A 24,362-nucleotide genomic window follows, 5' to 3' on the forward strand; every position below is an offset into this window, starting at 1 on the left:
GTGGGTGGTTGGGTCTGATCCGGAAATGCCTCATGATCCGACCGCTCAAGACGGATTTTTCGTCAATGCAGTCAGAAGGAACTGGATTATGACCCAGAGAGTAGCGCTCATTACCGGTGGATCACGCGGTATCGGTGCAGCGATCGCGCTGAAGCTGGCGCAGGATGGCTTTGATATCGCCATCACCTATGCCCGCAACGAAAAAGCTGCGCAGAAGGTCGTGTCAGAAGTCGAGGCACTGGGCCGCAAGGCCGTCGCCGTTCAGGCCGATGGCGGCAGCACGGACGGCAATATCGCAGCTATTACGAAGACGCATGAGGCGTTCGGACGTTTGGACGCACTCGTGTGTAACGCGGGCATCTATCCCTATGGCCCGATCGCCCAGATGACCGTCACGCAGATCGAGGATGTTCTGAACCTCAACCTGCGCGCTGCAATGGTTGAGACGGTCGAAGCGCTGAAATACATGAAGACGGGTGGCCGCCTGATCTATATCGGCTCGGCTTTCGGTGAGCGCGCGCCGTTCCCGGGCATCTCGCTCTATTCGGCAACGAAGGCCGGTCTGATCGGCTTTACGAAGGGTGTGGCGCGGGATCTCGGTCCGCAGGGTATTACGGCAAATGTCGTCGAGCCCGGCCCGATTGCAACGGATCTCAACCCCGAGGACGGCGCGGCCGCTGCTGTCATTCGCAAATTCACGGCCACGGAATCCTACGGCAAGGTCAATGATATTGCCCGCACCGTGTCGTTCCTCGCCAGCCCGGATGCGTCCTACATCACGGGTGCATCCATTCTGGTGGATGGCGGTCTCGTCGCCTGAGACCGAAAACGGCTCCCTCGATATGAGGGAGCCGTCGTTGCTTCAGAAGCTGGTGGAGAGCGAGCCCATCATCGAGAAGGGCGGCTGGATGTAATAGGACGGCGCGGAATCAGCCGAGATCTTGTTGCCGTACACACCCGTCGTGGCCTTCGCATTTTCCGAGAAGTTATAGACGCCCCCCAGCTTGTACTGGCCGGTCAGGTTGGTGAAGTTCAGCTTGAAGACCGGCGACTGCGCGATGAAGAACTTCGGCAGGTGGTAGCCCAGGGACAGCGAGTCCGAGAAGTAGGACGGCATGGCCTGGTCGTTCATGAACGAGGAATACTGCTTGTCCGTGTAGCGGATGCTGGCATTCAGGAAGAACGGACCTTCCGTATAGGTCAGGCCGATGCTGCCCATGAACTTTGGCGTCATGATCGGCGTCTTGCCCTTGGTCTTCAGATAGTCGATCGAACCGTTATCCGCAGCAACCGGCAGGTTGTTGTCCATTGTGGCGTGCAGGTATTCGAACGACAGATATGGGCGGAAGCGGTGGAACAGCGGCTTGGTGGACAGCATCAGGTCCACGCCGCGGATCGTCTCGCCACCCGTATTGAGCGTCGTGCTGACAGGCACGTCATTGCTGTAGGTGTTGAGTGACAGCAGGCGGTTGGTGACGTTGAAATTGTAAACGCTGATATCCGCCAGGAACACGTTACCCGTATAACGATAGCCCAACTCTTCCTTGATGGAATACTGCGGCTTTACATTGGCCCCCGAGGTGGTCATCGCACCCGTGGAGGTGCTGTAGCGTGTGATGAGGTTGACGGGGGATGGCGCGCGGAAATCACCCTCGGCATTGATGTAGATCTGGTGATGGGGCGCGAAGTCCCAGGACCAGGACATGCGGGGCATCGGTGAGACGAAGGTGTGGTTCGAGCGGCTGGCCGTGCTGGTCAGGAAGTCCTGTCCACGCAGCGTTTCGGAGACAACCTTGATCCCGCCGGTCAGCGACATCGTGCGGTTCAGGAAGTGCTGCGTGTCTTCCATAAAGCCGGAATTGAGGCTGTAGGAGCCGAGATAGTTCGTTGAGTAATAGATGTTGCCGCTGGTGGTGCGGTAATAGGCGGCCGTATCCGTGTCCGAAGGCTGGGCACCCGTGACCTGGTTCATGCGCGAGAGAGGCGTCTTGAGGGAATAGGAATTCTCCTCGTGCCAGTAGCCGATCTGGCCGTCGTTGTTCTCGCCATGCCAGTGCAGGCTGGCGACGACGCCGCCCTGCTGGTTGAGGGACATGGCATTGCTCGAGACGGCCGCGCGTGTGGCCGTGCTGATCTTGCCGTCACCATTCAGGTCAACCTTCTGCAGGGCTGTTCCCGCATAGGTATGGCCTTCCTGCAGGCGCGAGGCGCTGTTCAGTGTGATGGCGCCGCGCTGGTAATAGGGCGTGATGGTGACGCTGAAGAGATGGTTCAGCGCGAAATGCATCGGCAGGGACGCATAGAACTGGTCCTTGTCCGAGCCATGCGTGCCGTAATAGCTGCTGGGGGACGTCGCACTGAAGGTCGCGGTGTAGCTGATGGGGGTTGTGACCGGCAGGCCGTTCTTGTCCGCGTAGAAGTTCGCCATCGTCGGATAGCGGTTCTGGTAATAGAACGAGTGGTTGTAGCCCACGAACAGATCAATGGCGCTGCGCTCACCGATCTTTTTGGTCATCCGGAAATCCATGTGCTTGCGCTCGCTGGTACCCGAGCCGCGCCAGGCGTCTGAATGCATGTTCGAGAACGAGGCATAGCTCGTGATACCGGAATGACCGATCTCGCCGCTGTCCAGGCGGATGAATTCGCGCGACGTGTTGAAGGAGCCGTAGCTGCCGGAAACGAAACCGCCAAACTTCTGCGAAGGCGCGCGGGTGGTGATGCTCAGCGCACCAGCCGCGGCGGAGGTCAGCGGATCTTCGACCGAGATCGAACCCGGCGTCATGGATTCCGAGGCGATGTTGTTGCTGTCGATGTAGTTCTGGATGAAATTCGACGCAGACGTTGAAGACCCGTTGGCGATCGGCATGCCGTTGAGCAGGAAGCCGATGTCGTTGTCATACAGGCCACGGCTGCTGATGGAGCCGCCTTCGTTGCCGGAAGGATCTGGCGTCGAAATATTGACGCTGGGCAGGTTCTTGATCAGGTCGAGCGGGGAACTGGTCGGGCTCTGCATCTCGATATAGGCCTGCGTGACCGACTGGACCGAACGCGCCGCCGTTTCTGCCCGCATCATGCCGCCGCCAGGGGCCTGACCGCGCTGTCCGAGAACGCTGATGGATTCCTGACCGCCCTTGGGTTCTGCCACGGTGCGTGGTGCGTGCTGGGCGGTCTTGCGGCTGTGCTTCGGCTTCGTAGCGTCTTCGGCATAGGCCGCATTTGCGGCCAGAACGGTTGCGCCGCTGAGGATCGTGGCAGTTGCCAGAAATTTTTTCCCTCTTCCCATCAGAAAGGAGAACGCGGGCAGTCGGCTGGGACGCACGGGGCCTGACGGAGAGGGGATTCTGAAAGACATTTCTGGCGGGATCCTGAAAAAACTAACGCTACGGTACCGTTATGAATCTGTGGCTTGAGATAAAGGAGGCGTTCATAAGAACATTCCCAAGGAAAAATTGGTAGTTTCATAGTCTGTCATGAAGCAGGGGTTTCCATTGCGTCACAGCAACATGGAAACTCCGGAACGTTCGCCTGTCAGATCAGGCGTCGTGACAGGAATATCGCCGTTGCGGAGATCAGTGCGGTCAGACCCAGGTAGAAGGCTGGGGCCTGCTCCGTACCGCTCCAGGACATGAGAGCCGCGTTTGTCAGCGGAGCCAGACCGCCGAACAGGACCACCCCGAAGGAATAGCCGATTGTCAGGCCGCGTCCGCGCAGACGGTCAGGGAACAGCATGCCGATGAAGCCGTCGAGGGCTGCGAAATAGAGCAGTCCTGCGACATTGAAGAGCAGCGGCATCAGCAGAATGCTCTCGGGCCAGAATGCGACCAGCCGGAACATCGGCCAGGGCAGGCAGAGCAGGACTGCGCAGGACAGGAGCATGGGCCGGATGCTGTGGGTCCTGTCGAAATGGTCGGCCAGTTTCCAGCGCAGGGGTGTGAACAGAAGCTGTCCGCCATAGGTCAGCAGCGCTGAGGCATAGGCGTGGGACGCGGCAACATGAAAGTGCAGCCGGGCATAATGCGGCATGTAGATGCCGAGATAGGTGATGCCACTGCCCAGAGCGACAGCACCCATGACGGCGACCGTGCGGAACAGGTTCTCACGACGCAGGAAAGGGGAAGAGAAGGGCGATGTGACCGGCAGGGCAGGCGGCTGGTTCCGGACAAGCCTGAAGCGCAGGATCAGGGCCGCCAGCCCTGCAAGCGCGCCAAGCCCGGCGGCGATGCGGAAACCGTAGCTGTCAAAGGCCTGTATCGGCAGCAGGAGCGTCAGGCCAAGCGTGACGATGGCTGCGGTCAGCGAAGCGACGATCTGCCCGATGGCCTGCCAGCTTGCGGCCCGCGCCTCATGGCCCGGCGCCTGTTCGATGAGGAAAGAGGTGGCGCTTCCAAATTCTCCACCAAGGGAAAAACCGTGCAGCAGGCGCGCGGTGACGATCAGCGCAGGTGCGGCGATTCCAATGGTCTGGTAGCCGGGCGTGATCGTGATCAGTAGGCTGCCCAAAGCCATGAGCAGGATGCACAGGATCATCGTGAAGGTGCGACCTTTGCGGTCCGTGCAGATCCCCAGAACGATGGCGCCGACGGGGCGGGCGAGCAGGGTGAAGCCGAAAGTGGCGAGGGTCAGGGCGACCTGCGACAGCGCCAGTCCGGACGGGAAGAATGTCCGGCCGATGGAGGCCGAGAAGGACGCGTATATTACGAAATCATAATATTCAATGATGTTGCCGAGAATGGAGGCGATGACAGGCAGCGTCATCCCGGGTCGTGGGAGAAGCCTGTCGCCGGTGGTCATGATGCGCCGGGCCCGATCTGCCCTGACCCGGTCTGGCGGTCGCCAAGATTGCGCATCATGAACTGGATGAAGGAATGCAGCGTTGGCGCGCTGTAGCGTTCCTTGTGATACAGCAGATAGATCGGCCGTGAGGGTAGGGTATAATCGGGCAGGAGCGACTGAAGGGTTCCGGCTTTCAGATCTTCCTGCACCAGATCCGTCGGGAGCATCGCGACACCAAGACCTCCCAGAGCGGCGCGGCGCATGGCCTGCGTGCTGTTGAACAGGCCGCGCCGGCGCATTTCCACCGTCACGCGCCCCTTGGGGCTCTCGAAATGCCATTCATGCCGCGCCCAGTGCCAGGGCGACGACGGCGTATAGGCAAAGGCCAGCGCATCATGCGTCGCAAGCTGTTGCGGAACCAGAAGTTCATCCCGGCGGGCGAGATAGTCCGGGGAGGCGCAGAGCGTCATACGGTAATCCGTCAGGCGGCGACACATGAGCGAGGAAGGCTCCGGCACGCCAAGGCGGATCGCGATGTCGAACTTCTCATGCGTCAGATCCACGCTGCGTTCCGTCAGCACCAGATCGACATCCACGGACGGATTTTCAGCCAGATAGCGGGCCAGGCAGGGGGTAACGCTCTGGGTGCCGTAAGTGACCGGCGCCGTGACCCGCAATGTGCCGGAGGGCAGGGTCTGCGCCGCCTGTGCCAGATGTTCGGTCTCATCCAGCAGGTTGAGAATGGACTGGCATTTCTCGAAATAGACAGCCCCGAAAGCCGTAAGGCTCTGCCGGCGCGTCGTGCGGCGCAGGAGGCTCGTGCCCAGTCGTTCTTCCAGAAGGCGCACGTAATTGCCCACCATTGTGGGGGAAATGCCGCAGCGTTCTGCAGCGGCGGTCATGCTTCCTGTCTCGACGACCGCCATGAAGGTGGTCATGGCCTGAAAAACGTTCATTGCAAACCGTTGGTTGATAATGTTTCCATCATAGCAGCATTTATCGGGGCGATTGAAGGCCGTAACGATCCTGTTACGATGTTTTCCGTTCCGACCATGAAAGTATGTGCTGCATCATGCATTCCAGAGCATTTCCTGCATCCCGTCCATTGGCGCGCAACCATCTTTTCAGCCGGAGCCGGGCCAGTCTGTGCGGAGTGTTCGGCATAATGGGACTGGTGCAGACACTGGCGCTGGGCGGATGTGCGCAGACGGAGCATGCGGCTGTCAGTCCGGCTCCGGTTGCCCAGCCCAGCACGGCCACGACATCCATGGCTGCCACCGCCAATCCGCTGGCCTCGCAGGCCGCGATGGATGTGATCCGCCGCGGTGGCAGTGCGGTTGATGCCGCTATTGCGGGGCAGATGATGCTGGCGGTGGTCGAGCCGCAGGCCTCCGGTCTGGGGGGCGGGTCCACGATCCTGTACTGGGACAAAGGCGCCGGAAAGCTCTCGTTTTATGACGGTCTGGCCGCCGCTCCTGCCATCGTGCCGCAGGATTACGCGCATGATTCGGACGGGCACGCCATTCCTCACGCTCTGCTGGAACGCAGCGGGCGCGTCGTCGCCGTCCCGGGCACGCTGCGGACGCTGGAGTTTCTGCACAAACGTTACGGCAAGCTCCCCTGGGCCGATCTGTTTCAGGCGGCCATTGCTACGGCCCGCAATGGCTATGCGATGCCCGGCTACCTGCATCTCGTCCTGACGGAACGTCCGGAACTCGCGCGGAAAGCCAGTTTCAAAGCCTATTTCGATGCGGACGGTCATCCGCTGCCCAAAGGCACGATCCTGCACAATCCTGCTCTGGCCGAGACGCTGACGCAGGTGGCGGCAAAGGGTGCGGACTATTTTTATGGCCCCGCTTTCGCCCGGAAGATTTCCGCTGCCGTGACGACAGGGCCGTATCCGGGGCACATCACGCCGAAGGATCTGGCAGCCTACAAGGTCCGTGAGCGCGCGCCGCTCTGCGTCGAGGCGTTTGGCCGCCGCATCTGCTCTGCAGCGCCTCCGGTTGCGGGTGGACTGTCCGTGCTCCAGCAGCTTGCGATTCTTGATCGTCTGAAGATCGGCCAGTACCACCCCGGCAGCGTCGAGGCTGCGCATCTTCTGCTCGAAGCCTCGCGTCTGGCAGAGGCCGACCGCCGCAAATATGCCGCCGACCCCGACTACACGCCCGTTGCAACGGATGAACTGCTGAGCTCGGCCTATCTGGACGCGCGTGCGGCTCTCGTCTCGAAAGGGGAGGCGGCAGGGCAGGTGCGTCCGGGCGTGCTGAAGAGCCGTCTGGCCAGTCTGCCAGCGTCCGATGCCATGACCGTGCCCGCCACGACGCATCTGGCCATTCGGGATGCTGCCGGAGATGCGCTGTCCTTCACCACGACCATCAATCTCAACTTCGGGGCGGATATTGTCGTGGATGGGGTGGTGCTCAACAACGCGATCACCAATTTCGCAACGCATCCTGTCGTGGACGGACAGCCGGTCGCCAATATCGCGGCCCCCGGCAAGCGGCCCATCACAACGATGGCGCCGACCATCGTATTCGGCGCGGATGGCCAGCCTGAAGTGATCGTGGGCGCTGGCGGTGGCGCGCGGATCATTGATTCCGTGGTGCAGACGCTGGTCGGCCATCTTGCCTGGGGCCAGAACATTCGCACGGCCATCGAACAGCCGCGCATCGGCGCGCAGAACCGCGCGGAAGAACTGGAACACGGCACGTCAGCCGCCGAACTGAAATCCGCGCTTGAGAGCATGGGCCATCACCCGCATCCTGCCGTGATGAATGCCGCCGTGCAGGCCATCACCATTGGTCCGGACGGGCTCACCGGCTGGGGCGATCCGCATCGCGACGGTGTTGCCCTCGGCCAGTAAGCCTTTGACCCTCAACGACATCCTTCCCATCCGCTGGAGAGCCTTATGAAGTTTCCTGCCCGTCTTTTCCTGTGTGCCAGCGCACTGGGAACGCTCGCCGCCTGCGCCACGCCGCAGCCCGCACCGAAACAGCAGGTCGCAGTAGTCGAGCCGGACCGCCCGCACGGCGATGGTGGCGTCAGCGCCTTCTATCAGCCGCCGGCACAGCTTCCGTCCGGGCCGGGCAACATGATCCGCACCGAGGAAATTCAGGGCAAGCACCTGCCGGACAATGCCGGTCTGGCCGTCCGCACGCTTTACACATCCGTCAGCGGTGTCGGAGAGCCCGCGCCGGTGGCCGTCTCCGGGCAGATCATCTTCCCGAAGGGCACACCGCCCAAAGGTGGCTGGCCGATTGTGGCCTGGGAACATGGCACGACCGGGATTGCCGACATCTGTGCCCCCTCATGGCGCGGCTATTTCTCGCGGGACCGGGCCTATCTGGACCGCTGGCTGGCCGCAGGCTTTGCCGTGGTTGCCAGTGACTATCAGGGGCTGGGAACGCCGGGGCCGCATCCGTATCTGATGTATCGCCCCGAAGGCTACAGTGTCCTGAACGGGCTGCGCGCCTCGCTTCAGCAGTACAAGGGCACGCTGCGCAACCAGATTGTCCTTGTCGGGCAGTCACAGGGCGGTGGTGCGGCGCTTGGAACCGGCTGGCTCGCTCCGCAATATGCGCCGGACCTGCATGTTCTGGGTACGGTGGCGACGGGCGTCGTGATCGCGTTCCACGTCCCGGCGAACACGGCTCATCCGCAGATCACGCGGGACAATCCGGAATCCCCGCACATGTCGGCGTCCTACGGCATCCTGACGGTCGAAGGCTCCATGACCAGCCTGCATCCGGAGGCGGATGTGCGGCAGTTCATGACGGAGAAGGGAAAAGAGCTCTCCCATCAGGCGCGTCAGTCCTGCCTGGGCGATTTGTTCAAATACACCAACGCTCATGACATGACGGAAGAGAACGTCTTCACTGGCGACCGCTCGCCGCTGGAACAGGGCTTTGATACCGCTTTCACTATCCCGGACGCGCATCTGAAAATGCCGGTCTTCGTGGGAACGGGACTTGCGGATGACGAGGCCGGCGTGTCCCAGCAGTACGATGCGGTCGCGGCGATGTGCGACGCCGGAACGCCCGTGACCTGGAAGCAGTATCCGGGCCTGACCCATAACGGCGCGGTCAATGTTTCGGCTGATGATTCCGTACCCTTCGCGCTCAGCCTGCTCAAGGGCGTCAAGCCGCGCGGCAACTGCCGGACCATCAAGCCGATCTCCAAGCTGGAGAAGCCGCTCGCCGGTGTCCGCTGGAACAACTGATCGGGCGCTACTTCGTCAGGCATGAAAAAACCCGGGAAAGGCGAGGCCTCTCCCGGGTTTTTCTGTCCCGTGGCGTTCCGTGAAGGAACGCCGCGGAGCCTGAAGGATCAGGCGAACTGGGCAGCAGTCTCGACTGTGCTGTCTGCGAGATACGGGCCCGCGGCGCGGATCTCGATGGAGAGCAGGGCCAGGCTGTCCTGATCACGCTCACCGAGCGTCAGCAGGCCGTTGCCAGCCGTCCAGCGGCAGGCTGCGTTATCAGCAATCCGCCAGCCTTCGAGATCGGCCTGCGTCAGATGCGACGTGATGGAGCGCGTGGCGCGGGAGTCGTACAGGACGACATCGCCGACCAGAATGCCCAGTTCACGACGGTCATCAACGAACGGTCCAACCGTCTCGGACGGACGGGCCGTGCGGGAGACGATGCGGACTGCCGTCACATCGGCAGGGATCATGAAGATCGCGCGGCCAGCGGCCTCACGGCTCTGACGGATGACCGTACCGTTATCAGCCACAAGGTGCAGATCCGCATCCTGGGTCAGTTCGGCAGCAGCCTCATGGTTTTCCAGACCGGCAGCGATGGCGCGGTCCGCGATCTGGCGGAACATCGGCTCCACCGTTGCGCGGTCCACGGTCAGGGCTGCGGCAGCGTCCTGTTCCCAGCTCTTCTGACGGCCACCGAGGCTTGCGACTTCACCGTGCTGGGTGAAGGTGCGACGGTTGCCGGTATCGAGATAGCTCTCGGTCAGCATGCCGTCCGCCATGATGACGAAGTGGTTTTCCGTCTCGATGTGGAAGTAGTCATAGACGCTGATGGAGCGGTCGTAGAACACCGAGCGGCCGTTGACGAGCATGCGGGTCGGCACGAAACGGCCATCGATGAAGAGGCAGTGTTCCGGCGTGACCAGCAGGTCCTTGTTCGGCACGTTCGTAGCAATCGCATCCTTGAGGATACGAACCGGATGACCGGAGAGGTCAGCCGAGGCGCCACCCTGTGCACGAACGCGCTTGCTGCCGACCCAGGTGATCTTGCGGCTGACGGGGCTGCCATCGACCCAGGCCGTAACCTCGTCACCGATGCGCAGGACTTCGACGGCCGTGGTGCCGGAAGGCGTCGTGATCATCGTGCCCGGCAGGAAGCAGATCTCGCTGCCCTTGGCGAGCGTGACAACCGTGCTGCCATCGCGGTCTTCGGTCAGATCGGCATGGTAGCCGGAATAGTCGCCTTCGAGGTCGATCGTGTAGCTCGTGCCGCCTTCGGTAACGACGAGGGTGTCGCCGTTGATGGCGGCCTTGGCCACGCCGGCATACTGCAGGCTGTCGATATCGATATGGCCACCGACTGCAAGGATCGTCTCGTCGATCTCGCCACCGGCATCAACCGTCAGCCAGGCACCGGAAGCAACGCTGGTTTCGTCAGCAACGCCGCCGGAGAGGACCGTCTCGAACGCATTCTTCTGCAGGACGGTGTGATCGGTGCGACCGCCGTCATACTGGACGGATCCGCTGCCAACCGTCGTCTCGCTGGCCGTGCCGCCTGCGCTGATGAACTGCTGGCTGCCGCCTTCGACCGTGGCACTGATGGAGGCGCCATACACATAGTCCATGCCCTGCTGGTCGAGGACCGTGCCAACGGCCGTGCCGCCTGCGCTGATCGTCTCGTGAGCGTGGCGCGTGATGGTGCTGCCGCTGGTGTAACCGCCGGAGAGGACGTCGATCTTGCCGAGTGTTGTGGCGCTGTCACCGAAGGCCGAACCTGCAATCCATTCATGGCCGCGAATGACGGTTGCACCGTTCTCGACGCCACCAGCCTGAACCGTCTCGAAAGCCTGACCACCGCTGAGGAGCGTGCCAACCGTTGAGCCGCCGGACTGGACGGTGATGTTGCCCTGGGTTTCGGTTGTGGCGTTGGCAAAGCCGCCGCTTGCGACCGTCATGGAGCCACCCGTGATGATGGTACCGTCGGCAAGGCCGGAGTCCACAAGCGTGCCGCCGCTGACAGCGGTCTGGATGGCCTGGCCGCTGGAGCTGACAACTTCGCTGCCGCTGATCAGGTTCGTACTGACGGTGCGTCCGCCGGCTTCGACCTTTTCCACACCACCGGTCACATTGGTGTTGTAAGTCCGACCATTGGACAGAACGTCTTCAACACCACCCTTGTTGACGGTTTCGCTGACACCTGTGCCGTAAGCATTGACCTTCTCGATGCCGCCGTTGTTGATGACGGTTCCGAAGGAGAGGCCATCCTGCCCCACGATTTCGGTGCCGCCGGAGTTCAGGACGGTTTCGTTGGAGGTGCCGTTGTCGTACTGGACAGCGCCGGTGGACAGCGTTGCAGTGCTTGCGACACCGCCTGCGCTGACGATCTGGATGCTGTTGGTGGTCAGCGTGGCCTCCACGGAGGAACCGGCCACAAACTCCATGCCCTGATAGGACAGGGTCGAGCCCGAAGCGATGCCGCCCGCGCTGACATATTCATGTCCGTGGGTGCTGACGGCCGTGTTGGACGCGACGGCACCGGATGCGATGTGCAGTTCGCCAATGCCGGAAAGCACGTCATTGACGGCAGTGCCCGACAGCCATTCCTTGGCGCCGTTGATGATGGAGGATGCGGAGTCCACGGCACCCGATGCGACGCTCTGGAAAGCAGTACGGCCGTTGATGACGGCACCGCTCGTGACGCCGCCGCTTTCGACGACGGACCAGCCGCTGGTGTTCTGGGTGCCCGTGGCGCTGCCACCGGCCTCGACGATCAGGGTGCCGCCGCTGATCGTGGTGCCGAGAGTCGAGCCTGCGTCATAGAGATTGCCGCCGGACAGGGTCGTGTTGCTGGCCACGCCATGGGCGTAGAGCTGTTCGTACGCGCCGGTATTGACGGTCTCATTGACGGACTTGCCGCTGAGTACGACGTCAAAGCCGCCGCTGTTGACAACCGTATTGTAGGACGAGCCGCCCTTGCCGGTGTGGTCAGCAGCATCGCTGTACTCGACCATGCCGCCGCCATTGTTGATGACGGTGTTGGTCATCGTACCGCCATCGACATAGACCGCATAGTTGCCCTGCGAATTGACGGTGACGTCTGTTGCAGAGCCATTGCCCTGCACGGTCATGCCACCATCGTTCAGGACGACGCCCGAGGCCGTCGCACCGTTCAAAACGATGAACTGGTCATGGAACACGGTCGTGTTCACGGCGGAGCCGCCGCTTGAGACGATCACGGATTGGTGCTGGTCCTCGGTATCGGTAGCGCCCGAAATCGCGGTGTCGGAAATGACCCCTCCGCTGAGGACGGCCATTGCGCCGCCATCGAGAACAGTGGTCGAAACAGCGCTTCCACCTGCGGAAATGATCAGGCCATCGCCGGAGGAAAGCGTGGTTCCGCTGACGGTCTGGCCGGATGTAACGGTTTTTTCGCTCATCGGAGTCTGGTCCACATCTAGTGGTTAATAGTTTCTTAACTATGCACTTCAGGAAAAAATTAACAATTTGTTTTTGGCTTTCCCAACAAAACGTGACTGACGGGGAAACAGGGACGATCGCGTTGTGAGGCAGGTTCTGACGTGTTTTCATGGGGATGCCATCCGCACCCATCGCCAGATCGGGAACACACTGCATGACCGCGACTCTTACGATTTATGGAATCGCCAGCTGCGACACGATGCGCAAGGCGCGAAAATGGCTTGCGGATCACGCGGTTGCCGTCACGTTTCACGACTATCGCAAGAGTGGTCTGGACCGGGCGAAGCTTGAGAGCTGGACGGATCAACTGGGCTGGGAAAAGCTGCTGAACCGTTCAGGGACAACGTTTCGCAGGCTGGCACCGGAACTGCGGGAGAACCTCGATACAGAACGGGCCATTGCGCTCATGCTGGAGCATCCGGCAATGATCCGGCGGCCTGTTCTTGAAGGTCCGGGTATTCTGCTGGTCGGATTCCGCCCGGACGACTATGCCGCCGCGTTCAGTGATCCAGGCCAAGCATCCTGATTTTGCGGTGAAGCGTGGAGCGGCTCACGCCGAGGAGGCGGGCGGCCGCGCTGACATTGCCATGCACTGTCACGAGGGCAGAGCGGATGACCTGAGCCTCCGCCTTGCGGAAGCTGGGTTCTTCCTGTGTGTCGAGCAAAGGCAGCAGGGCCGGGAGGTTGGACAGCTCACCATCCGGCCAGTTCATGTGCTGGCGGCTGGCATGGGTTGCGCCCCGGATGTGACCGTCCCGGTCCAGGGCGACGAGCATTGCTGACGAGGACGCTGACGGTCCAAGTGTGACGATCATGTCCTGTCGGAAGCGGTCATGAAAAAGCTTCTCTTCCACGCGCCGCGCCGTGGTTAGCAGGGCGTCCATCAGGAGCGGTGCGACGGGTAGGACGGTCTCGGCTGTGAATGAACTGATGTCGATCGCGCCTGCCAGTTCCCCGATGGAATTGTAGACCGGTACTGCCATGCCCGTCAGTTTGCGGAAACACAGGCGCCAGTGCTGGTCATGGACGACCATGACCGGGCGTTCTTCCCGCAGGCAGGTACCAATGGCGTTCGTGCCCGCATTCTGTTCGTTCCAGACCGCGCCCGCCTGAAAGCGCCAGCGCCGGCAGCCACTGAGCTTGCTGCGCTGGGTGTGGCGGGAGAGGACGATGCCTGTGGGGTCAGCCAGCAGAACGGTGAAATCCAGCGGGTCAACCAGTGTGTGCAGGCGCTGCATTTCCGGTACTGCGCTCTGGATCAGGCGCTGGGTGCGGCCGCTGACAAAGCGCAGCTCGGGCTGGCTGAGAACATGGGTTTCCCAGCGTTCGGACGGATCAAGATTGTAGCTTGTGGAGCACCGGGCCCATGAGTCTGATAGGCATGTGCGGGAAGCGGCAGCCGTCATGAGGCCTCGCATTCGGCATTATTCGGCACCGGGTGCCAAAAAACTGTCGCAGAACTGCGACAGGTGCGACGCAGACGGTCACAATCGGGTGAGCGCTCAACGATGCGGGATAGCCCGTAGCTGACACATTCGGGAATGACGATTTCTGGAAAAGGCGAAGCGTTGCGTGCCGTGTGTGTGTTCTTGCAGGCCATTGGTAACGCAACACTCCTCTCTTTTTCGGTTCAGTGCTGTGGGTCGGATGGGAAACAGGCATGAAAGCCGGCGCTTTTGCAAGCGCCGCCCAGTGCCACTCCTGACGCACGAACAGGACTGTCCCGTCCGTCACAGCCATGACGGAGCGCCAACGGTATCGCGTTCCGCCGATGATCAGGAAAGACAAATCATTTCAGAAGGAATGGTTTTCGTTTTTCACAAGAACGAGGTGTCATGTCTGCTTCACTTCAGAGGGTAATGTCTCCATTAACCTCTATCCTGCTCGCGCTTGTCGGGCTTTTCCTGCTGGGAGGAGGGGGATATCTCCTCATTCTTGGCGGTTCGTGGTTCTACGCCTTTCTGGGCCTCGTGATGCTTGCGGCAGCTGGTCTCAGCTTCCGGAACCCGCTGCTGGGTGCGCGCCTGTATGCGGCTCTTCTGCTGGTGGCGACCGTCTGGTCCGTCTTTGAAGTCGGGTTCGACATCTGGGGTCTAGAAGTCCGTCTGTTCACGCTCGTCGGCATTGCAGCCTGGATGCTGCTGCCGTGGGTGTGGCGTACCGGTCATAACTGGGTTTCGGACAAGCGCGAGCTTCTCGGCTCAGCTGCGATTGCGATGGTTGCAATCATCGCAAGCTGCTTCACGTCCTACTCCATCGACGGCACGCTTCCCGCAGACCGCATGGCGGCGACGGGTCAGTCCGATCTAACGGCCAAGGACACCCCGGAAGCCGACTGGCCGGCCTATGGTCGCACGGTGGGTGGTGATCGCTACAGCCCGCTGGCGCAGATCACGCCCGCAAATGTCAGCCACCTCAAGCGCGCCTGGGTCACCCGTACGGGGGACGTTCAGAAGGCCGATGAAGGTGTGGTTGCCGGACCGGATCAGGGCCATGAGTTCAATCTTGAGGTCACCCCGATCAAGATCGATGACACGCTCTATCTGTGCACGCCGCATAACTGGGTCATGGCGCTCGATGCCAAGACCGGTAAGGTGAAGTGGAAGTTCGATCCCAAGCCGGCTGCTGCCGATCTGGCCGCGAACGTCTATCTGGCCTGCCGTGGTGTGTCCTATTACAAGGCGCCGGACAACTATCAGGCTCCGGACGGGTCCAAGGCCTGTCAGAAGCGCATCTTCTCCCCGGTTGGTGACGTGCGTCTGCTGGCTGTCGATGCCGAAACCGGCAAGCCCTGTGAAGACTTCGGCGAGCACGGCTTCATCTCCCTGCGCCAGTATCTCGGTCATGTTCCGCATGGCTTCCACTTCGTGACGTCGCCGCCGCTGGTGGTGAAGGATCGTGTGGTTCTGGGCGGCTGGATCTTCGACAATCAGGCGAATTTCGAGCCCTCCGGCGCGATCCGTGCGTTCAACCCGATCAACGGCGAAATCGAATGGGCCTGGGATGCCGGTCATAACCCGGAAAACTGGAAGCCCGGCCCGAACGACGTGCTGACACGTGACACGCCGAATGCCTGGGGCGTTTACACGGCCGATCCGGATCTGGGTCTGCTCTATCTGCCGATGGGTAACTCCCCGCCGGACAACTGGGGTGGCTCGCGCCGTCCGTTCGACGATGCAACCTCCAGTGCCACGATTGCTCTCGATATCGAGACGGGTGAGCGTCGCTGGACCTTCCAGACCGTGCATCACGATCTGTGGGACATGGATCTGGCCATCGGACCGTCCATGGTTGATCTGCCGGGCCCGAATGGCGAGAACATTCCTGCTCTGATCCAGAGCACGAAGCGCGGTGAGTTCTTCGTTCTGGACCGTCGCACCGGCAAGCCGGTTCCGGGTTACCCGGTTGAGGAACGTCCGGTTCCGACCGCGGGTGTTGCAGCGGATGACCATGTCTCCCCGACGCAGCCTTTCGCTGTCGGTCTGCCGTCCCTGACGCCGCCGGACCTCAAGGAAAGCGACATGTGGGGCGCGACGCTGCTGGATCAGATGATCTGCCGCATCCAGTTCCGCCAGTCCGCTTACGAAGGTCAGTTCACCCCGCCGCATGTTGGCAAAACGACGATCGTCTATCCGGCATTCTATGGTGTGGTTGACTGGCAGGGCGCTTCCATTGATCCGCAGCGCAAACTGCTGATCGCCAATGCGAGCTACCTGCCGTTCCGGATCCGTCTAGAGCACCGTCAGAAGGCCGAGAACGCCGGCATCCTGCCGAAGTGGAACGGTCAGGGCGACAAGCCGGAAGCCAAGGGCGATGCGCTGAGCGTCTCCCCGGATTACGGCACACCGTACATCGCCTACACTAGCCCGTGGCTGAACCCGCTTCAGATCCCCTGCAAGGGACCGGTCTGGGGCAAGATCACGGCCATCGATCTGGTGACGAAGAAGATCGTCTGGCAGCACCCCGTCGGCACCACGCGCGATACGGGTCCTTTCCGGACACACAACAACCTTCCGCTTCCGACCGGTATGTACAACATCGGCGGCAGCGTCCTGACCAAGGGCGGCGTCTCCTTCATGGGGGCCACGGCCGACGATTACCTGCGCGGTTTCGACATGTCGAACGGCAAGGTGATCTGGCGTGACCGTCTGCCCGCAGGCGGACAGGCTACTCCGATGTCCTATCAAATTGATGGGAAGCAGTATGTTGTGATCGCCGCAGGCGGTCATGGGGGCCTTGGCACCCGCAGCGGTGATTATATCATCGCTTACAGCCTGGATGGGGATCAGGGCGCACAGGCGCACTGATCATCCGGTTCCGGATGGAGCGTGTCCCTCGGGGGCACGCTCCAAATTTCTTATTAATGTCTATGGAAATTCACGTCATGCGTTGCAAATTCACGCTCGGAGTGCGCCTTGGGGCCCTGACAGCCTGGTTGCCTGCTGTTGCCCTCATTCCGGGCTTTGCCGCTCATGGCGCGGATATTCCACTGGCCATCATCGGGCCGCATGAATACGACCTGCCGGTGGACTTCAAGCCGTTCAACGTGGTCGTGCAGTACGGTGATGGCAATGCGGCCGGCTCTGTCTATGACAGTGGCGGCCAGCGCCGGGCGCGGGGCGGCAGCCACACCTGGAGCGGCATGACGAAATACGTGCATTTCCGCAGTTTCGACGCGATCCCGCATGTCAGCTTCGCCTTTGAGCTAATCCAGTCCGAGGCCTACACGCTGGCCAACGGGCAGAACTGGGGCGGTCTGGGCACGACGATTGTCGGGCCGGCCGGATGGTTCAAACCCAACAAGCACAGTACGCTTGGTATCCAGACCTTCATGGAAACCCCGTCAGGCACGCGGGATTCCATGGCGATGCATTACTGGGCCAACCTGTCGAGCATCATCTTTGACTACGAATGGAAGCATTTCAGCTTCGACGGCGATCTGGGCAGCGTGGTGAGTTCGACTAAACACCGCAACGGCGAACACAGCTATTCAGCCGGCAATGTGTTCTACACCAACCTGCGTTTCAGCTGGAAAGCCTCGTCACGTTTTGAGCCGTTCTTCTCGCTCGACTGGCAGAACAGCGGCGGCATGCATGACAACACGTCCAACCTCTGGGTTGCCAATTCCAGCAGCCGCGAGACGGCGCTGGGTGTGGGTGCGATGATCTACGTCACCAAGCGCCTGTCGATCACGCCGCGCTATTCCCATTCCGTCGAAGGCCGCAACGTGGCGGAGACGAACGCCTATTACATGAAGATCGCCTATTTGTTCTGAGGGCGTTTCCGCGGCCTGTTTCAGGCCGCTGCCTTCGGGCGGAAACGTGCCGTGGTGATGTCGCAGTCATACTGTGCCGCCGTCTCGCAGGGATTGCTGGCGAGTTCATTGACGGCATTCAGGATGCGCTCGACCTTGCCGTCATCCATCAGTACGCTGAAATTCAGGCGCGTCCAGCCGGGCTTTTCGATTTCCTGACCCGAGAGAATGGCACTGCGGATCAGGCCGGACTCATCTTCATCAATTCCCAGCAGACGATGTGCATACGGCCCCGCGCAGGCACAGCCGCCACGGACCTGAATGCCGTAACGGTCCGACAGCATGCGCGTGAAAAGCTGCTGGTGAATGAAGCCGCCATTCTTCGTGTCGCGGATGCGAAACGAGAAGATCGGAAGGGCATCGGCGGTCGGATGGCCAAGGATTTCGATGGCCGGATTGCTGCTCCAGGCCTTCACGGCCCGCGCGCGCAGTTCGGCGTTGCGCTGCGCCATATAGGCCTCGCCGATGACGTCCTTGACGATGAACGCCAGCGCCGCGCGGATATCCCCGATCACGTTCGGTGTGCCGCTCTCTTCGCGTGCGGCGAGGTTTGCGGTGTAATCGTGGTTCCAGGGCGAGACAAAACGCACCGTGCCGCCGCCCGGAAGGACAGGCGTCGTGCGGGGCATGGCGGCATTGCGCACGATCAGCACGCCTGATGCTGCGGGGCCACCGATGAACTTGTGGCAGGACACAACGACCGCATCCTTTTCAAACGGTGTGCCGGGCTGCATGTCGATCGGGCAGTAAGGCCCAGCCCCGGCATAATCCCAGATGGACAGGGCACCGTAACGCTTGAGCAGGGCCGTGACGGCATTCACATCCGTCAGGATACCTGTGACGTTGGACGCAGCCGAGAAGGAACCGATCATCAGCCGATCCTCCGGGCAGGCCTTCAGCGCCTGTTCCAGAACATCCAGATCCGGCCCACCTTCGGCCGCCTCGGGAATTTCGACGATTTCCGCACCGCTCTCACGCCAGGGCAGGATGTTGGAGTGATGTTCGTAAGGGCCGATGAAAACGGTCGGGCGCTTTCCGGCTTCGCACAGGGCCGGGATTTCCAGCAGATGGACAAGGCGGTTCAGCCCGGCCGTGGCGCCATTGCCCATGAAGATGGTCGTGAAATCGGGGGAGGGGGCATGGCAGAACTGGGCGATCATGGCGCGGGCGCTGTTGCGCAGGCGCGTCATGTAGGCACCGCAGAAAGACGCTTCGGTATGGCTGTTGGCGTAGAACGGCAGGATTTCGTCCATGATGAACGTCTCGATCTGCTTCAGCGCACGGCCTGAGGCGACATAATCGGCATAGAGCAGGGACTGCGTGCCGAACGGCGTCGAGAACTTCGCGCCATCCCCGATTACACCCTTGGCGAGCGCGGCCAGCCCGTTATTGCGCAGCGTCTGCTCGAACTGTTCGAGAATGGCGGTGCTGTTGTCGAGATTGCCGATCGTTTCCATGGCGCGATGTTTCCCCCGTCCGTGATGGCCCTGCGTGATGAAAGGACGATAGACCGACGGAAAGAGTGAAAACTGCTTCTTTTTTGAGGGTGAAAAATCCTTTTTGTGGTCATATGATGCGGTATGGCCAGAAAGCTCGATCAAACGGACAGGGCGATCCTGAGAATCCTGCAAAAGCAGGGCACTCCCTCCCAGCGTGAACTCGCCGAGAAGGTCGGCCTATCGCAGAACGCCTGCTGGCGGCGGCTGAACGCCCTGCGCGAGGACGGCGTGATCGCCCATGACACGGTGCGGCTCAATGCCTCCGCGCTGGGCCTGACCCTGACGGTGTTCGTACTGATGCGCACACGCCACCATTCGCGCGAATGGTTCGAGACATTCCGCAAGGTGGTCGGTTCGATACCGAACATAGTTGATTTTTATCGGATCGCGGGCGAATACGATTATCTTCTGAAGGTGGTGGCCTGCGACATGAACGATTTCGATCGTGTCTATCAGCAGATCATCAGCAAGGTGGAGCTTGATGCCATTACCTCGTACATGACCATGGAAACCCTGGCGGACAACAGGGACCTTCCGGTCTGAAGCGTCCTTCTTTTAAAACGCCTCTCCCGTCCACAGCAGGAAACTTCTTGTCCATGAGCCAGCCCGACCAGCTTGCCCACAGTCTGCGTACGCGCCATGTCGTCATGATCGCCCTGGGAGGGGTGATCGGGGCGGGATATTTCATCGGAGCGTCCGCGGCACTCTCGCTGGGTGGTCCTGCGGTGCTGCTGTCCTATGCGCTCGCCGGAACGCTGGTGTTTCTGGTCAATCTGATGATGCGCGATCTGGCGCTGAAGGTGCCGGGTCGCGCGTCCTTCCTGCGGCAGATCCAGTATGCGCTCGGCAACCGGGCCGCTTTCGTGGCGGGCTGGGCCTATTGGTTGACCTGGATCATCGCGATTGCCGTGGAAGTCATTGCGGTGGCGACGATGCTCGCGCCCTATATTCCGCTGCCCTACGCCGTGCTCGAAATCCTCATCATGGCGCTGATGACCGGCGTGAACCTCATGTCCGTCAAGGGCTATGGCGAGTTCGAATACTGGTTCTCCGCCATCAAGGTTCTTGCAATCGTCTGCTTCATCGGGATTGGCGTCTGGGCGCTGCTGAGCCGTCCCATTCCCGTGCATGATAACCTGTTCGCCCATGGGGGCCTGCTTCCGCATGGCTGGCTGGCGCTTCTGGCCGTGATTCCGACCATCCTGTTCTCCATGGGCGGCAGCGAGATTTCCACCGTCGCGGCCGTTGAATCCGACAACACCGAGCAGAACATCGTCCGCGCCACGCGCTCCATCGCGCTGCGGATCGGCGGGTTCTATCTCGTCTCCATCGCGCTTGTGCTGTGTCTGGTGCCGTGGAGCGATGTGGTGTCCGGCTATTCGCCATTCCTGCTGGTGCTGCATCGTCTGCATGTCCCGTTCGCAGACGTGGCGCTGGCGATCGTGGTCATGACGGCAGCGCTTTCCAGTCTCAATTCCGGGATCTATGTGACGTCTCGCATCCTGTACGAACTGGCAGAATCCGGCTCTGCGCCGGGTTCGTTCCTGACGGTGGATGCGTCCACAAAACTCCCCCGCCGCGCCATTCTGGTCAGTGCGTTTGCGTCCATTCTGGTGGCCGCCGTGGCCGTGCTTTCGCCGACGCTGATCTTCGGCCTGCTGGTCAGTCTCACGGGTGGGTTCATGGTGTTCAACAACACCATGATCGTGGCGGGACGGCTGAAACTCGTACCTGAATCGCCCTGGAAAGCCTATGCCGCTCTGGTGCTGATCGGATGCACGCTGGTCGCCATGCTGATCCAGCCCGAAACGCGCTCGCAGATCGTGCTGGGTGCTGCGGCACTTCTGCTGATCTTCCTGGCGGAGCGGTTCGTGCCGCGCCATCAGCCAGACTGAGGCTTCAGAAAAGCGCCCCCTGTGCCGGGGTGCTGGGCACGGTCCGTCCAAAGTCCCGCTCGATCCAGCTTCGCAGCACAAGCAGGATCTGCGCCTGCTGTTCGGACGTCAGCGCCTTTCCCGGAGCCATGCCATGCCATTTGGACAGGCAACTCCGGCAGCACGCACCGGTGGCATGCTGGGCGATGAAGACCGGATGGCCACGCATGGGCGTCTGCTTGCCATCGCGGGGTGGATGGGCCGGGGCAAGACGTTCGGTAATGAAAGCCGCACCATGCTCCATGACGGCATCAAGGCCCCGGCTTTCGAGATAGAGTCGTGCCTGATCGTCCAGATGGAAGCGGGTTCGGAACCGGGAGCGGGCAAGGCGTTCGAACAGCTCTTCGGGATCAAATCGGCTCACCAGCCCACAACCTTCTGAAAAACAGGCAAAAAATCGCGTGAGAGGGCGTCCGCCCCCTGTAAGAACATTTGTTCTTTCTCCATATGGTAACGAATGGACGCTTTTCCGAGACGCTCCCGCTCATCTTCCGCGGCGGGAGATACAACAACACTGACAGTCCTCTCTCCGCTTCAGGTGCAGGACCTGTTCTCTGCCCGGCTGGATGAGATCTGCGCCGCTTTCGATGAATGGGGCTTTCCGCTGGTCGTGGCGGGACAGCTCGGCGACGCCGCGCCCAATGCCTATCCCAAATATTACCAGCTTCCGCTGATTGACCCGCAGTTCGGAACAACGATTGGGCTGGAAGTTCAGAAATCCATTCTGGCGCGGGCGGAAGTTGGCCCAGGCGATCATGTCCATGTCACCGGCATGCTGCGCGCGCGGCAGTATCGCGGGCAGGTCGCCCTGCGGTTCGAAGTGGTGGCGGTGGAACTCCACGATCCGGGACAGCAGCGGACGGAGCGTGTGGAACGTTCCGTGCTGGATGTCCTGCGTGGGCTGCCCTGCGCATTTCATCCTTACCCTGCGCGGCCTGATGCGCGGCTTTTGCTGATCCACTCGGCTGCATCCAGCGCACTGGTGGCCGAGGATTTTCTTCAGGCTCTCGGCGGCGCCTGGCGTCCGGAGCGTGTGCGCAGTCTGCCGACGGCGATGAATGATCCCGGCCGTCTGGCTGAAGCGATCGGGACCTGCCGGGAAGACATCATCGTGCTGATCCGCGGAGGCGGGGATGTGTCTGATTTCGTGGTGTTTGAAAATCCGATGGTGCTGGAGGCTCTGGCCGTCTGTCCGGCGCATCGCGTTCTGGGACTGGGCCATACGGCAAACCGGACCCTGGCCGAGCGCGTCGTGGACCATGCCGCAACAACGCCTGCCGATGCCGGACATTACATCCGGCGTATGAGCGGCCGGGTCTGGCAGGAACAGGAAGAAGCCCGGGCGCAGCAGGAAGAAATGGTCGCCCTTCGCGACAGCGTGACGCAGACTGTCGTGCCGGAGCGGACGCCAATCGGAACACGCCTGCGCAACGGGTTGATCCTGCTCGCGATCGGTCTGGCGCTGGGTCTGCTTTTGCCCCGGCTGCTCTGACCTCTAGCGGACGTCGACGCGGACGAAAGGCTTGGCAGCTGACGGATCGGTCGTGGCGTGCATTTCGATCTGGATGGGCTGGGCGCCGGCTTTGGCAAGATGTGCTGCGACCAGAGCGGCCAGATGATTGGTCACGTCCGTCAGGGCCTGCGCCTGTGCGTCCGGGGTCGGCTGCGGCGGGGCAAAGGCCTGCACGATGAAGAGCACGTTCGGCTTGCGCGACAGGGCGGCTTTTGCAGCACGTTCGACGATGGGGCCGTAATCGGATTCCGGTGTGCCTTCGGAGACTGACAGGAACGGCGCATGCGGCGGCGGTCCCGGCGGTGCAGGCGGAATATAGGGATGGGGAGGCTTGCCCGCATTCGGATTGAACGTGCGCTGGTCCAGCAGCTTGCATCCCGAGAGCAGGGGCATGGCCAGAAGAAGCCCTCCCATCAGGAGTGCGGAGTGCGGGACGAAGCCCCGGTGCGAACGGAAATGTCGGACAAGTGGTGCCATATCGCGCGGAACCGTCGCAGGAACGGAGGCTTTGAGCAAGATTATAGAGTCAACTTCATGAAAAACTGTTGATGCCCCCTGTTGCTCTGCTGTGGCAGTGCTATGGAAGATGCCCGAGTTTTCAAGGAACGGAGTAGGGCAGGTCATGGCTGTAAAAATCGCGATCAACGGCTTCGGACGGATCGGACGGCTGGTGCTGCGTGGCATCATCGAGAGCGGACGGACGGATGTTGAGGTTGTCGCCATCAACGATCTGGGCTCGGTCGAGGCCAACGCACATCTGCTGGCCCATGACAGCGTCCACGGCCGTCTTCCGGGAACGGTCCGCGCCGAGGGCAACACCCTGATCATCGAAGCCAATGGCCGCACCTATGGTCCGATCAAGGTGTCTGCCGAGCGCAACCCGGCACAGGTTCCCTTCCAGGGCGTCGATGTGGCGATGGAATGCACGGGCCTGTTCACGTCCCGCGAGAAGGCGTCTGCCCTGCTGGAAGCCGGCGCCAAGCGCGTCCTGATTTCCGCTCCGGCCACGGACGTCGATGCGACGATCGTGTTTGGTGTGAACAACGACGTGCTGACGCCGGACATGAAGATCATCTCCAACGCGTCCTGCACCACGAACTGCCTCGCCCCTGTGGCGTCCGTTCTGGACAAGGCCTTCGGAATCGAATGTGGCTACATGGTCACGATCCATTCCTACACGGGCGACCAGCGCACGGTGGACACCCTGCACAAGGACCCGCGCCGCGCCCGCGCTGCGGCGCTCAACATGATCCCGACCTCCACGGGTGCCGCCAAGGCCGTGGGTCTGGTCCTGCCGCATCTGAAGGGCAAGCTGGACGGCACCGCCATCCGCGTTCCGACGCCAAACGTCTCGCTCGTCTCGCTGGATTTCGTGCCGCAGAACGCCCCGACCTCCGTCGAAGCCGTGAACGAGGCAGTCCGCGCAGCCGCTTCGGAAGGCCCGCTCAAGGGTATCCTGGCCTACAATACGGCGCCGCTGGTGAGCTCCGATTTCAACCATGACGTCGCGTCCTCCACGTTCGATGCCACCCAGACGGCTCTGGTCGATGGCGGCAAGCTGGTGCGCATCTGCGCCTGGTATGACAACGAGTGGGGCTTCTCCAACCGCATGGCCGACACGGCCGCCCTGTTCGGGAGTCTCTGAGTG

At 61.5% G+C, this 24,362-nt stretch carries 18 protein-coding genes; 10 read left to right on the forward strand and 8 right to left on the reverse strand.

Features of this window, described 5'->3' with window-relative positions:
- Positions 1-88: 88 nt before the first annotated feature.
- Positions 89-820 (forward strand): SDR family NAD(P)-dependent oxidoreductase, encoded by a 732-nt coding sequence (locus GRO01_RS10250; RefSeq protein WP_062507814.1) that lies wholly within the window; start codon positions 89-91, stop codon positions 818-820.
- 42 nt (positions 821-862) lie between these two features.
- Here GRO01_RS10250 and GRO01_RS10255 read toward each other — a convergent pair whose 3' ends face one another.
- The 3 genes from GRO01_RS10255 to GRO01_RS10265 all read right to left on the reverse strand — a co-directional run bounded on the left by GRO01_RS10255 (position 863) and on the right by GRO01_RS10265 (position 5,711).
- Positions 863-3,352: a TonB-dependent receptor gene (locus tag GRO01_RS10255; RefSeq protein WP_062507816.1), complete on the reverse strand. Its 2,490-nt coding sequence runs from the start codon at positions 3,350-3,352 to the stop codon at positions 863-865.
- Positions 3,353-3,528: 176 nt separating this feature from the next.
- Positions 3,529-4,755 carry an MFS transporter gene (locus tag GRO01_RS10260; protein ID WP_062507818.1) on the reverse strand — a complete coding sequence of 409 codons (1,227 nt, stop codon included), beginning with the start codon at positions 4,753-4,755 and terminating at the stop codon, positions 3,529-3,531.
- A 32-nt stretch (positions 4,756-4,787) separates the two neighbouring features.
- Positions 4,788-5,711: a LysR family transcriptional regulator gene (locus tag GRO01_RS10265; protein ID WP_231490092.1), complete on the reverse strand. Its 924-nt coding sequence runs from the start codon at positions 5,709-5,711 to the stop codon at positions 4,788-4,790.
- 227 nt (positions 5,712-5,938) lie between these two features.
- Between GRO01_RS10265 and ggt the strand changes: the two genes are divergently transcribed.
- Positions 5,939-7,639, forward strand: a complete 1,701-nt coding sequence (gene ggt / locus GRO01_RS10270) for a gamma-glutamyltransferase (protein WP_062507822.1) — start codon at positions 5,939-5,941, stop codon at positions 7,637-7,639.
- Between the two features lie 45 nt (positions 7,640-7,684).
- Entirely contained in the window at positions 7,685-8,995 is a 1,311-nt protein-coding gene (locus tag GRO01_RS10275) for a lipase family protein (protein ID WP_062507824.1), read from the forward strand.
- Positions 8,996-9,102: 107 nt separating this feature from the next.
- Here the strand turns inward: GRO01_RS10275 and GRO01_RS10280 are convergent, their stop codons facing one another.
- On the reverse strand, positions 9,103-12,414 hold the full coding sequence (locus GRO01_RS10280) for a Hint domain-containing protein (protein WP_062507826.1): 3,312 nt from the start codon (positions 12,412-12,414) through the stop codon (positions 9,103-9,105).
- A gap of 194 nt (positions 12,415-12,608) precedes the next feature.
- Between GRO01_RS10280 and GRO01_RS10285 the strand changes: the two genes are divergently transcribed.
- On the forward strand, positions 12,609-12,980 hold the full coding sequence (locus GRO01_RS10285) for an ArsC family reductase (protein ID WP_062507828.1): 372 nt from the start codon (positions 12,609-12,611) through the stop codon (positions 12,978-12,980).
- Here the strand turns inward: GRO01_RS10285 and GRO01_RS10290 are convergent.
- Positions 12,955-13,860, reverse strand: a complete 906-nt coding sequence (locus GRO01_RS10290) for a helix-turn-helix domain-containing protein (RefSeq protein ID WP_062507830.1) — start codon at positions 13,858-13,860, stop codon at positions 12,955-12,957. The genes GRO01_RS10285 and GRO01_RS10290 overlap by 26 nt on opposite strands.
- 429 nt (positions 13,861-14,289) lie before the next feature.
- On the opposite strand from GRO01_RS10290, the gene GRO01_RS10295 reads away from it, so the two are divergent.
- Positions 14,290-16,761: a membrane-bound PQQ-dependent dehydrogenase, glucose/quinate/shikimate family gene (locus GRO01_RS10295; protein ID WP_141306999.1), complete on the forward strand. Its 2,472-nt coding sequence runs from the start codon at positions 14,290-14,292 to the stop codon at positions 16,759-16,761.
- 77 nt (positions 16,762-16,838) lie between these two features.
- Entirely contained in the window at positions 16,839-17,729 is an 891-nt protein-coding gene (locus tag GRO01_RS10300) for a transporter (protein WP_062507834.1), read from the forward strand.
- Between the two features lie 20 nt (positions 17,730-17,749).
- Here GRO01_RS10300 and GRO01_RS10305 read toward each other — a convergent pair whose 3' ends face one another.
- Positions 17,750-19,225: an aminotransferase class V-fold PLP-dependent enzyme gene (locus tag GRO01_RS10305; RefSeq protein ID WP_062507836.1), complete on the reverse strand. Its 1,476-nt coding sequence runs from the start codon at positions 19,223-19,225 to the stop codon at positions 17,750-17,752.
- A gap of 123 nt (positions 19,226-19,348) precedes the next feature.
- Between GRO01_RS10305 and GRO01_RS10310 the strand changes: the two genes are divergently transcribed.
- Both GRO01_RS10310 and GRO01_RS10315 read left to right on the forward strand, forming a co-directional pair.
- Positions 19,349-19,810, forward strand: a complete 462-nt coding sequence (locus tag GRO01_RS10310) for an Lrp/AsnC family transcriptional regulator (protein ID WP_011252091.1) — start codon at positions 19,349-19,351, stop codon at positions 19,808-19,810.
- 53 nt (positions 19,811-19,863) lie between these two features.
- A complete protein-coding gene (locus GRO01_RS10315; RefSeq protein WP_062507838.1) occupies positions 19,864-21,162 on the forward strand; it encodes an amino acid permease in 1,299 nt (432 codons plus the stop codon).
- Between the two features lie 4 nt (positions 21,163-21,166).
- Here GRO01_RS10315 and GRO01_RS10320 read toward each other — a convergent pair whose 3' ends face one another.
- The gene (locus GRO01_RS10320; RefSeq protein WP_062507840.1) at positions 21,167-21,565 is read right to left on the reverse strand and encodes a DUF4186 domain-containing protein; all 399 of its coding nucleotides are present in this window, start codon (positions 21,563-21,565) and stop codon (positions 21,167-21,169) included.
- Between the two features lie 93 nt (positions 21,566-21,658).
- Here GRO01_RS10320 and GRO01_RS10325 point away from each other — a divergent pair, with 93 nt between their 5' ends.
- Positions 21,659-22,693, forward strand: a complete 1,035-nt coding sequence (locus GRO01_RS10325; protein WP_062507842.1) for an exodeoxyribonuclease VII large subunit — start codon at positions 21,659-21,661, stop codon at positions 22,691-22,693.
- A 3-nt stretch (positions 22,694-22,696) separates the two neighbouring features.
- Here the strand turns inward: GRO01_RS10325 and GRO01_RS10330 are convergent, their stop codons facing one another.
- The gene (locus GRO01_RS10330) at positions 22,697-23,191 is read right to left on the reverse strand and encodes a hypothetical protein (protein ID WP_062507894.1); all 495 of its coding nucleotides are present in this window, start codon (positions 23,189-23,191) and stop codon (positions 22,697-22,699) included.
- A gap of 145 nt (positions 23,192-23,336) precedes the next feature.
- Between GRO01_RS10330 and gap the strand changes: the two genes are divergently transcribed.
- Positions 23,337-24,359 (forward strand): type I glyceraldehyde-3-phosphate dehydrogenase, encoded by a 1,023-nt coding sequence (gene gap / locus GRO01_RS10335; RefSeq protein WP_062507844.1) that lies wholly within the window; start codon positions 23,337-23,339, stop codon positions 24,357-24,359.
- Positions 24,360-24,362 lie beyond the last annotated feature (3 nt).

The sequence above is a fragment of the Gluconobacter roseus NBRC 3990 genome (assembly GCF_006538885.1).
GTDB lineage: Bacteria > Pseudomonadota > Alphaproteobacteria > Acetobacterales > Acetobacteraceae > Gluconobacter > Gluconobacter roseus.